The organism is Gemmatimonas sp., from assembly GCF_036405635.1.
Classification (GTDB): Bacteria; Gemmatimonadota; Gemmatimonadetes; order Gemmatimonadales; family Gemmatimonadaceae; genus Gemmatimonas.
In genome coordinates this window covers 15,721-27,069 of sequence record NZ_DASWXE010000229.1, presented here as the reverse complement: position 1 = coordinate 27,069, position 11,349 = coordinate 15,721, and the positions used below count along the sequence as shown (strand labels likewise).

Sequence of the window (11,349 nt, the reverse complement as noted above, 5' to 3'; positions counted from 1 at the left end):
CACCAGGAAGACCTGAGTACGGAAGCCATTGTGCAGACGGAGCGAGTCGCCCGGCTGCATCGGATCGAGAGGCCCCTTGCCGATGACGCCATCCACTTCCTGGAGGGTCATGCCTTCCTTGACCGGCGAGAGCTTCTCCTTGCCGACCATGTCGGAGGGGCCGCAGGCGGCCATCACAGTGAGGGTGACGGTCGCGGTGAACACGAGAACAGAGCGAACGAGAGCAGGCTTCATATGTCGAGACGGGCGGTGGTCGTGAAATGATCGCGTCACGTGCGCGGAGGGCCACAGCGCACAGCCCTCAAACATAGTGGGCTAGGGTACGCTTGCGAAGCCCATGTGTTCCAGTTCCAGCAAAGAGAACGGAGATCCGAATGGACTGAGGGGAAAACAAACGGGGGGCACCCGAAGGTACCCCCCGCCTGTTTCAACTCTGGCTAGGCCAGTCCTACCCCTTCATCAGGGGATCGGGCCGGTGAAGCCGAAGTTGACCGTCATCTGCAGGTCCGAAGCCACCGTCGGCGAGCCGCTGGCGACCATGTTCTGGACCACCGCGTTGCCCGAGGCAGCCGTGCCCGAGACCACGATGACGTTGTTCGTACCACCGACCGCCAGGCCGCCCGCCGCCGTCACATCACCCGCGGCAGCGATCTGCCACAGCTGCGAGGACAGCGAGATCTGACGCGGCACGGACACGTTGTAGGCCGTACCCGACACGATCGTGATGTCGAGCGGCGTACCCGAAACAGCCGGGAAGTCCGTGTAGCCCTGCGGGTTGGTCGAGTACGAGCCACCCGTCACACGCACCGTGAACGGCACGCCAGCCGGGAGGTTGTTCGGTGCGCCACCGATGGAGCTGGTGGTCACGCGGATGCGCGGGGCAACAGCCGTGTACGTGACCGTGGTGGAGTTCGCACCGTTGGTCGCCGCAGCAGCCGTGCCCGACACCGTCGGGATGTACCAGGTGCCACCGCTCAGGACCGGCTGGGCCGTCGTCGTGCAGACGTTGGCGCCGCTGGCCGTGATCGTGCGGTCAACGATGTTGGCCGTGGTGGCCACGGCACCGTCACCCACGCAGGTGGTGCTGACGTTCGCGCCGGCCGCCGGAGCGCCCGCCACAGTCAGGCGGACGTACGGCGTGGTGTTGGTGTACACTAGGTTCACCGTCGGCGTAGCCACACCCTGAGCAACCGTGCTGGTCGCCGGGGCAGCCACCGTGTACGCGAAGCCGTTCACGAAGCCAGCCGACGTGCCGTACGTGCCGGCCGTGCCGGTCACATTGTACTGGCCAGCCTGCGGAACCGTGTACGTCTGCGTCGTGCCCGTCGCCTGCTGCAGACCCGTGATGTTGTACACGACCGGGGCCACACCGGCGATGTTCACCGGGAGGTTGACCGTGCCAACGCCACCCGAGACCGCAACCGGGATGTTCGTCGAAGCCAGAGCGTACGTCACCGTGAAGGTGTTCAGACCCGCAGCGGCAACCGCCGAGGCCGGAGCCGACGTGCCAGCGTACTGCTGGTTGTTGAACGTCGTGTTCGCAACCGAGGCGAACAGCGTCGTGCCAACCACGTTGTCCGGGATCACGTACGTGCCAGCCGCCGTGGCGGTGAGCAGGAAGCCCGCGCCGTTGGTGAACGTCACGTTCGCCGCGGCACCGGCCGGGAGGCCGTTGACCACGAGGTTGATCGCAGCGCCGCCGATCGGCGTACCAGCCGGGTTCGTCGACAGACCGGCGCCGTTCGCACGGACACCGATGGCGATGATCACATCACCAACCGCAACCTGACGCTGCGTCGTCTCAAGCGCCGTCGGCGTCTTGGCGTACGCATCCTGCGTGAGCGTCCACGTCCAGAAGCGCGTCACACCCTGGTCCGACTGGGCCGGAGCCAGCGCCTGACCGAGGTACTCGTAGTTGCCCGAGACCGCGTTCAGACGGAAGAACTCAACGCGGCTGAACGGCGGGTTCGGCACGTTGGTGTTACCCGTCAGCTGAGCCTTCAGACCCGCGGGGGCCAGGAAGCCAGGCTGCAGCGACGCCTGCGTGTTGAGCACCTGCCACGACACGTAGGAGTTGGCCGTCGAGCTGCCGTTGACGCCCGAGATGGACGACAGGTTGGCGAGCGAGACTGCGCCGAACGACGTGGTGTACGGGGCCGACGCAGCGTTGTTCACGTCGAAGCCAGTGCCCACGATGTTCGTGATGTTCGTCAGGGCGGCCGGAGCCGACGAGAAGGCCGGCACCGCACCCGTCGTCGTTTCAAGAGCCGTGATGAACGGAGCACCCGTCGGGAGCGACAGGTTACCCGCGAACGGCGTCACGACTTCGTCGTTGAAGCGCGCGTTCAGGAGCGTCTGCGGGTAGATGAAGCGGTTGCCAACCGTCGGCCACAGGAGGCTGAGGTTGAACGCACGCGCTTCCACGTCGTCGCTGATCTGGGCGCCGAACACCGGAGCCGCAGCCGCCACGATCGAGGCCGGCACGTTGAGGTCGCCGAACGTCGGGACCGCACCGTTGTCCACAGCAGCCGAACGGGCAAGGACGGTCGACACGTTACCGGCGCGGTCGAAGACGCGAGCGCGGTACGAGTAGATACCAGCCGTGCCGAACGTCACGGCCGTCGCCTGACGGTAGCCGTCAGCCAGCGCGCCGAAGATGCCGATCGTGGCGCCGTTGTTGCCCTGGTTGATGAACGGGCAGGACGGGTTCGTGATCGGGTTCGTGCCGCCGTTGGCGGTCGACGTGGTGTTGCCGAACGGATTGGTCGTCGAGGTGTTCATCGCCGTCAAGCTGTTCGGATTGATGCAGTTCACGTTGTTCGTGCTGGCACGATCAAGCGTCTGCGGGTTCGCGCTCGAGGCACCACGCGTCGCGAAGTGCTGGAACGAGCCGAAGTTCGACGGCTGCAGCAGGTACGTCGTCGAAGCGTTCACGCGCAGGACAGCGTCCTGGTCGTTCGAATCGATGAAACCGCCACGTTCGTCGATGACTTCTGCCTGCAAGCTACGCGTAACGTTGCCCCACGCCGTATCCGCGGCCGAAGCGGCCGAGAAACGGATGAGCGGAGCCGTCTTGTCAACGCCGAGGCGCTGCGAGAGCGGCGAGAAGCTCGGGTTGCCGAGGATGTCGGTTTCCGTGTAGCCGACCGTGTACGGTCCACGGGTCTTCAGGTTGTACGCACCAGCAGCCGTAGCGGCCGGGTTCCAACCACCCTGATTGTCGCTCGAGCATTCCGGGATGTCAGCACCCGTCGTGTTCGGCATCGCCGCGGAGGCGGTGTCGATCGCGGCGGCCGTGCCACCCGTGCCCGCGGCGCAACCAAAGAAGCGCCACGCACGCGACGTCGTCGCCGGGAGGCCGATGCCGGCGTCCGTCGAAGCCGCCGTCTGCGACTGGAAGTTGAACGCCGCGTTCACCCAACCCGTCACGGCCGGAGCCGCCCAGATCGCGTTGTTCACGTTGTTCGACTGGGCCGGAGCCGTGCGACGGATGTCCGGTTCAACAGTCGACGGGCCAGCGTAGTCGAGGCGGTTCGCCACGATACGCGCGACCTGCGCAGAGAAACGGTAACCGTCGACGCGGGTCACGACCGGCGCCGGGTTGTTGTAGTTGTCCGTACCAGCGATGACGCCCACGAAGTTCGCGGCATCCGAAGCCGGTGCGGAGTAGCCACGGCACTCGATGACCTTGTTCGCGGCCGTCGTGTAGTTCGTGTACGTGTTGGCCGTCGAAGCCGTGATACGACCGACTTCGCTGTTGTACGTGCCGTTGAACGGCAGCGCCGTGTAGCGCTCGAAGCTCGTGCCTTCACCCGTGCGGATGGGGTCGACGTTCGAAACACCAAGGGCGAACGTGCGATCCTGCTGGCCGCCCTGCACGCAGATGGCCGAGGAGCCGTTCAGGCCTTCACGGAGGCCGATATCGATGCGCGTAACCACACGACCCGGGGTGTAGAAGACCGGGACAATGGCGTACGAGCCGGTGCCTTCAGCGCCCGGACCACCCCAGTACGTGAGGTTGTTCGTGGCGTGGATGGCGGAACGCGACGGGCTGGTGTAGCGAGCAGCGTAGCCGTCGAGATTGTTGAAGTTCACCGTCTGACGGTTGTTCACAGCGTTCTGCTGTTCGATGGCCGTCGTGCCCTGCGTGGTGAACACCGAGGCCGAGATGAGCTTCTGGCCGTTCGGGTAGAAGACGTCAGCCGCGCCCGTCTCGAAGTTCGCCGTGAAGTCAGCGGTGTTCACGAACAGCGTGATGTCACCCTGGTTCGCCGTGCCGTTCGAGTAGAGCTGGCGGGCCGCCGGACGGCGGTTCGTGCCATCCGCGTTGGCGATGAACACAACCACCGAGTCGACGCGCTGGCCGTTCGGCTGGAGGTTCAGCACCACCTGGATCTGGTCACGGACGTTCGTGATGTCGACCGGCTGGTTGACCTGGGCGTTGGCCGAGGTCACGAGGCCTTCCGCACCCGACGACGTCGAGTACGACGTAGCCACCGGACCCTGCGTGATCGTCTGGATCGTGACGTTCGCCGACGGCGAAACCGTCACCGGCACCAGCTGCGTCAGCGTCGAAGCCGCGAAGTTGGTGTTGGCGGCCGACGTGGCCGTCACCGTGATCACGGCCGTACCCGGCGCAACCGCCGTCACGAGGCCCGTGGTGGTGTTCACCGTGGCGACCGACGGAACCGTCGTGCCGTAGGTGATCGTCGCCGCAGCCGCACCGGCCGGCTGCTGCGCCGAAGCGGTCAGCTGCGCCGTCGTGCCAAGACCCATCACCAGCGTCGTCGGCTGCACGTTCAGCGACGTGATGCCCGAGGGCAGCGACGTCACCGTCACCGTCGCCGCGGTCGTCAGCGTCGTGGTGGTGTAGCCCGTGCCCGTGCCCGTCACCGAGACCGTGATGGTCGCAACGCCAGGCGCCACGGCCGTCACCACACCCGTCGCGTTAACCGTCGCGATGGCCGTGTTGGACGAGGTGAAGGCCTGCGTCAGCGCAACCGCCGCCGCCGCCTTGTTGACGTTCGGGACCAGCGTAACCGTCTGGTTCACTGCCAGGCTCGCCGTGCTCGGCGAAACCGTCAGCTGACCGATTGCAGCCTGCGGGGCCGCGACCGTCACCGACGCCGACGCCTGCTTGCCGCCAGTCGTCAGGGCCGTGATCGTCACGTTACCCGCAGCCACGGCCGTCACGCGGCAAGCCGGTGCAGCGGCCGTCGCCGTCGCAACGGCGGGGTTGCTCGACGTGCAGCTCTGCAGCGTCGGCGGGGTGGTCGCGTTACCGCCCGTGATCGTCACCGAGAAATTCAGCGACTCGCCAACATTCATGTTGGCGCTTGGCGGCGTGATGGACACGATTTCCGGTGTCGGTTGCTCCGTCACCGTGACGTCGTCACCGCAAGCACCGAGTGCCACGAGGGCACCGAGGCTCAAGGCAACAAACGCCTTCTTCCGAGAAAAGAGTTGCATTCATCCCCCTCTTGCGAGGTAGTGGAGGTAGCTGCCGTCGACGGGGTCGGGTGATCCGGCGACAACGTCCTGCTGAGGTAGACAACGGCCACCCTTGGCCGAGTCCCATCCACGTGCCTTCACAGAGAACCTGAACTCGAACCGGGGAGCGGCCGATGGGAGCTCATGGTCATGCGAATTCCGCGATGCCCGTTAAATCCTGCCCGTCACCATGCGGGAAACCCGCGCGATGACGTTCCCACTCTCACATCCGGACGGTCCAAGCTCCGCCGAGCATGAGCCCAACACCTGCCCTACCGTCGGGAACAGTGCGCCCGTCACTCTGGGATAGGGTGACGCACACACTCCTCGCGACAATAGCAAGCGCAGAAACTAGGGGTGACCGGCAACACGGTCAAGCCGGTGGCCCCCATGAGTCCTGTAATGGTCGTCACAAAGATGCGATCTTGAACCCGGAACTTCCAGTTTTCCACACCAAAACACCCGGCCATGGGGAGAAACCGGCCGGGCAAGGCGCCCGGGGATTGTTTTCGCGAGGAGGGATCAGGGGTCAGGCAACCGCGATGCCCCGTATTCCCGCTCATCCGTACGGTACTGAGGGCAATGACGCCCCTCTCCCCTTTCCGTCACACCCCCGGCCCACCCGTTTCAAACCCGTGGTTCCAGCTCCCGTCGTTCCAGCTCCCGTCCTCCCAGCTTCCGTAGTTCCAGCCCCCGTAGTCCCAGCCCCCGTCGTTCCCCCGTAGTTTCCGTCTCATGTCTGAGCCGCCCCGCATCCACCTGACTACCCAGCCCCCCAAACCCGCCACCATCACCGGATCCGCGGAGCCGGCCCTCAATCCCGCTCAGACCGAAGCCGCCAACCACGGCGACTCCCCCCTGCTCATTGTCGCCGGTGCCGGCTCCGGGAAGACCCGCACCCTTATCCACCGAGTCGCGGCGCTTATCCGTAGAGGCGTTCCCCCGCACCGCATCCTTCTGCTGACCTTCACCCGACGGTCCGCCCAGGAAATGCTCTCCCGCTGCGAGCGGCTCGTGGGTCCCGCCTCCCAGTCCGTGCAAGGCGGCACCTTCCACGGGGTTGCTCACCGGCTCCTCCGCCGCTTTGGCCCGTCCGCGGGGCTGCCCGCCGACTTCACCATCCTCGACCAAAGCGACGCTGGCGATCTCATGGGGCTCGCCCGCTCCGCACTCGGCTACGGCGACCTCAAGAACGCTCCCCGCTCCGCGCCGCGTTTTCCGCGCGCCGAGACGCTGGTGTCGATCTATTCACGGCACATCAATACGGATCGCCCCGTTGCCGATCTATTGAGTGAGCAATGGCCGCACTTTCTATCGTGGACCGGGGACATCGAGCGCTGTTTCGGCGACTACATCCGTCGCAAGAGTGAACGCAACCTGCTCGACTACGACGACCTACTGCTGTCGTGGGCGCTGCTGCTCGAGCAGGCGCCGCCCATCGCCGAACAGATTCGCGCGCTGTACGACCACGTGCTGGTGGATGAATACCAGGACACCAACCCGCTGCAGTCGCGCATCCTGCGTGGGTTGTGCACGAATGGCCATATCACCGTGGTTGGCGATGATGCCCAGAGCATCTATGCCTTCCGCGGCGCGACCATTCGTAACATCCTCGATTTCCCGCACGAGTTTCCCGGCACGCGCATCGTCACGCTCGAGCAGAACTATCGGTCCACGCCGAACATTCTCGACACAACGAACGTGTTGATCTCGCGCAGCATGGAGCGCTACTCCAAGCAGCTGTTCACCGCGCGCACCGATGGTGAGCGCCCATGGCTGGTCACTGTGCGCGACGAATCAGCGCAGACGGCCTTCGTCGTGGACCGGTTGCTGGAGCTGCACGAGCAGGGCACTCCACTGCGCGAGATGGCCGTGCTGTTTCGTGCCGGCTATTTGTCGGCAGACCTCGAGATCGAACTGGCCAACCGCCGTATCCCCTATGAGAAGTGGGGCGGCCTCAAGTTCCTCGAAGCGGCGCATATCAAGGATATCCTCGCATTCGTACGCGTGTTGGAGAACCCGCGTGACGAGGTCAGTTGGTATCGCCTGCTGCGGCTCTTGCCCGGTGTAGGCGACGCCACGGCGCGCAATGCCATCGAGATGCTGAATCAGCACGGCTGGTCACCGATAGCCATCGGTGCGGTGAAGGCACCGGCGCGTGCCAAGCCCGGCATGCAGGCGATGGCGGCGCTGTTCGACGGCATGTTACGCGTGGAGCGCGCCGACCGGCCACATAACCCATCGGAAACGATCCGCCTCGTGCGTCAGTTGTACGACCCGCTGCTCGAGGCGACGTACGACGACGCTCCGCCACGACTGGCCGATCTCGATCAGTTGGAAATCATCGCCGCCGGCTACACGGACCGCACGGAGTTTCTCGCCGCGCTCGCGCTCGAACCACCGTCGAATACCCAGGACCTCGCCATCGGCAGCACGGATGAAGACGACGCGCTCATTTTGTCCACGGTGCACTCGGCCAAGGGTAAGGAATGGGACGCCGTGTTCGTCATCCATGCATCGGACGGCGTGTTTCCGATGGCCCGTGCGGCCGTGGACGATGCACAGATCGAAGAGGAACGCCGCCTGCTGTACGTGGCGCTCACCCGCGCCCGTAACGACCTGTACGTGGTGTATCCGTTGCACAGCTATGCCACACGTACGGGCGCCGACTTTTCGTATACGCAGCTCTCCCGCTTTCTCGACCCGGGGGTGCGCCAGACCATGCAACGCGTGACGCTGGGTGATGTGCCAGAAACCCCCATGCTGCGGGGAGAACATTCGCTCGCCCCTGTGGAGCAGGTGGTGGACCTCCGCGCGCTCCTGCGTGGACGCTTCGGCGGATAGCACTTCGCCCCGCAGCCCAAGGCAACGCCCCTTCTGTCCCTTCAATTCCTGCTGTTTTCGCGCGCAGCGCCGGCAGGCAACCCTTTGATCCTTTTCACGCCCGTTCAATGAACCGCATCCTGCTCCGGGCAACATCCCTCGCGGCTGCGTTCCTCGCCGCAGCCCCTGTCGCGTCCAACGCGCAAGCCACGCAGACCAGGCCGACTCCCGCGCGTGCCACCGCACGACCCGCGGCACCACGTGACTCCTTCGCGCTCACGGCAGCGCTCCCGGTAGATCCGGCCGTGCGCGTCGGCACGCTGCCCAACGGCATTCGCTACTACATCCGGCGCAACGCCAAGCCGGAACAGCGCGCCGAACTGCGCCTCGTCGTCAATGCCGGCTCCATTCTCGAAGACGAAGACCAGCGCGGCCTCGCGCACTTCGTGGAGCACATGGCGTTCAACGGCACGACCAACTTCGCGAAGAACGACATCGTGAAGTACCTCGAGTCGATCGGCGTGCGTTTTGGTGCCGACCTGAATGCCTACACCGGCTTCGACGAGACCATCTACATCCTACCGGTGCCCACCGACAGCGCGGGCATTCTCGAGCGCAGCTTTCGCTTTCTGGGCGACGTGGCGAACGGCATCAAGTTCGACTCCGCTGAAGTGGTAGCCGAACGCGGCGTGGTGCTCTCCGAATGGCGTGATGGGCTCGGCGTGGGTGAGCGTCTGCGTGACAAGCAGTTCCCCGTGATCTTCCGTGGTTCGCGATACGCAGAACGGTTGCCCATTGGCAAGCCGGAGATCATCGAAGGCGCCACGCCGGCGCCGCTCAAGCGCTTCTGGCGCGACTGGTACCGTCCCGACCTCATGGCCGTCGTGGCCGTTGGCGATGCCGATCCTGCGCGCCTCGAGCGTCTCATTCGCACCACCTTCGCCAGCATCCCGCGTCGGCCGTCGCCGCGCCCGCGCACGGTAGCCACCGTGCCGGCGCACGACTCCACGCTGGTGACCATCGCGACAGACAAGGAGCTCACGTCATCGAATGTGGGTGTGCTCTGGAAGCGACCGGGCAAGGCGACGCGCACGGTGGGCGACCTGCGCAACAGTCTGCTGGACGAGTTGTACGATGGCATGATCAACCAGCGCTTTCGTGAGCTCGCGCTGAAGGCCGACGCCCCATTCGTAGGTGCCGGTGCGAGCAGCGGCGCTTTTGTGCGCGGCAGTGCGTATTCGTCACTCGATGCCAATGCCCGCGAGGGGAAAGTCATCGAGTCACTGCAGGCCATTCTCACTGAAGCCGAACGCGTGCAGCGTCATGGCTTTCTCGCCGCGGAACTCGATCGTTCGCGCATCAATATGCTGCGCGGCTACGAGCGCGCCTATGCGGAGCGGGACAAGTCCGCTTCCGGTGGTTTCGTCGACGAGTACGTGAATCACTACCTGGTTGGCGATGGTATTCCCGGGATCGCGTTCGAATACGCGGCCGTGCAAAAGCTGTTGCCTGGCATCACGCTGGCCGAGGTCAACGCACTCGCCCAGAACCGCAGCGGTGCGGCCAACCGGGTGGTGACGGTGACCGTGCCGGACAAGGAAGGCCTTTCGGTGCCCACGGAGGCCGAAGTGCGACGCGTGTTCGGCACGCTCGTGGCTGCGGATATCAAGCCGTGGGTGGAGACCGTGAGCGACGAGGAACTCGTCACCAAGGCGCCCACGGCCGGCAAGGTAGTGAGCGAGAAGACCATCGCGTCACTTGGCGTTACCGATTGGACGCTCTCGAATGGCGTGCGTGTGCTGGTGAAGCCCACCGACTTCAATGCCGACCAGATCGTGATGAGCGCCTGGAGCCCGGGTGGCGCGAGTCTCGTGGCGGACAAGGATGTCTTCAAGACGTCTCTCACTCCCACCGTGATCGAGCGCGGCGGGGTCGGCGCGTTCTCGCTCACCGATCTGTCGAAGAAGCTCACCGGCAAGGTGGCTGCCGTGAATACGAGCATTGGCGACCTCAGTGAGAATCTCTCAGGCCGCGCGTCTCCGCAGGATCTCGAGACGCTGTTGCAACTGACCTGGCTGCGCATGACGGCGCCTCGCGTCGACAGCGCCGCCTTCCAGGCGCTGCTGCCGCCCATTGAAACGGCGTTGCGCAACAAGGACGCCAACCCCGGTGCCGTGTTCTCGGATACCGTGCAGGTCACGTTGGCGAACGGTCATCCGCGTGCGCGCCCACTCACGCTCGACATGCTGGGTGAGCTCAACCTCGGCGAGATGGCCGCGATCTACCGGGATCGCTTCAGCGACGCCAGCGAGTTCACCTTCCTGTTTGTCGGCAACATCGACCCGGTGACGCTCAAGCCGCTGGTAGAGCAGTGGCTGGGGGCGCTGCCGACCACTGGCCGCACGGAAAAACCGCGCGACGTGGGCCCCAAGCAGTTCACAGGCGTTATCGACAAGACGGTGCGCAAGGGCATCGCACCGCAGAGTCAGACGGCGGTGCTGCTGGCCGGCACGGCACCCTGGTCACGTGAAGAGGCCTACATGCTCTCGTCAGTGGGCGAGGTGCTGGAGATGCGCCTGCTCGACCGGCTGCGTGAGGCGCTGGGTGGGACCTACTCGGTGTCGGTGAACACCGCGTTCTCACGCCGACTCCGCCAGGAGTGGCAGATCGCGATCAGCTATGGTTCGGCGCCGGACAACGCCGACCAGATGTTCAAGGCCGTGGAGCAGGAGCTCGACTCGCTGCGTCGCGTGCCGCCGTCGACCGCCGAAGTGGAACGTGTCCGCGAACAGCAGCGACGCGAACTCGAAGTGGCCAAGAAGCAAAACGGCTACTGGCTCAACATGATCCGCGGACGCGTCGAGAATGGCGATCCGCTCGATGGCCCGATCGAAGACGAAGCACGCATCGGCGGACTGACCGCCGACAAGCTCGCAGCAGCGGCCAGGAAGTACCTCGTCGAGACCAATCGGGCGCGGTTTGTGCTGCTGCCGGAAAAGTCTCCGTAATGCTCAGGCATCGCTGAACTGCTTTGCC

General features: G+C 65.1%; 4 protein-coding genes. 2 read left to right on the top strand and 2 right to left on the bottom strand.

Annotated features, from left to right (window positions below; genetic code table 11):
• Together VGE27_RS18095 and VGE27_RS18090 are read right to left on the bottom strand one after the other, a co-directional pair.
• Positions 1-234 (bottom strand): hypothetical protein (locus VGE27_RS18095; RefSeq protein WP_331051084.1); only part of this gene is annotated, 234 nt, incomplete at its 3' end.
• A 225-nt stretch (positions 235-459) separates the two neighbouring features.
• Entirely contained in the window at positions 460-5,469 is a 5,010-nt protein-coding gene (locus tag VGE27_RS18090; protein ID WP_331051083.1) for an Ig-like domain-containing protein, read from the bottom strand.
• 756 nt (positions 5,470-6,225) lie between these two features.
• Between VGE27_RS18090 and VGE27_RS18085 the strand changes: the two genes are divergently transcribed.
• The gene (locus tag VGE27_RS18085) at positions 6,226-8,334 is read left to right on the top strand and encodes an ATP-dependent helicase (protein WP_331051082.1); all 2,109 of its coding nucleotides are present in this window, start codon (positions 6,226-6,228) and stop codon (positions 8,332-8,334) included.
• Positions 8,335-8,441: 107 nt separating this feature from the next.
• On the top strand, positions 8,442-11,321 hold the full coding sequence (locus VGE27_RS18080; RefSeq protein ID WP_331051081.1) for a M16 family metallopeptidase: 2,880 nt from the start codon (positions 8,442-8,444) through the stop codon (positions 11,319-11,321).
• Positions 11,322-11,349: the final 28 nt, after the last annotated feature.

Coding starts and splice junctions, on each gene's coding strand:
- VGE27_RS18080 (WP_331051081.1), top strand. CDS start 8,442: ATGAACCGCATCCTGCTCCGGGCAACATCCCTCGCGGCTGCGTTCCTC.
- VGE27_RS18085 (WP_331051082.1), top strand. CDS start 6,226: ATGTCTGAGCCGCCCCGCATCCACCTGACTACCCAGCCCCCCAAACCC.
- VGE27_RS18090 (WP_331051083.1), bottom strand. CDS start 5,469: ATGCAACTCTTTTCTCGGAAGAAGGCGTTTGTTGCCTTGAGCCTCGGT.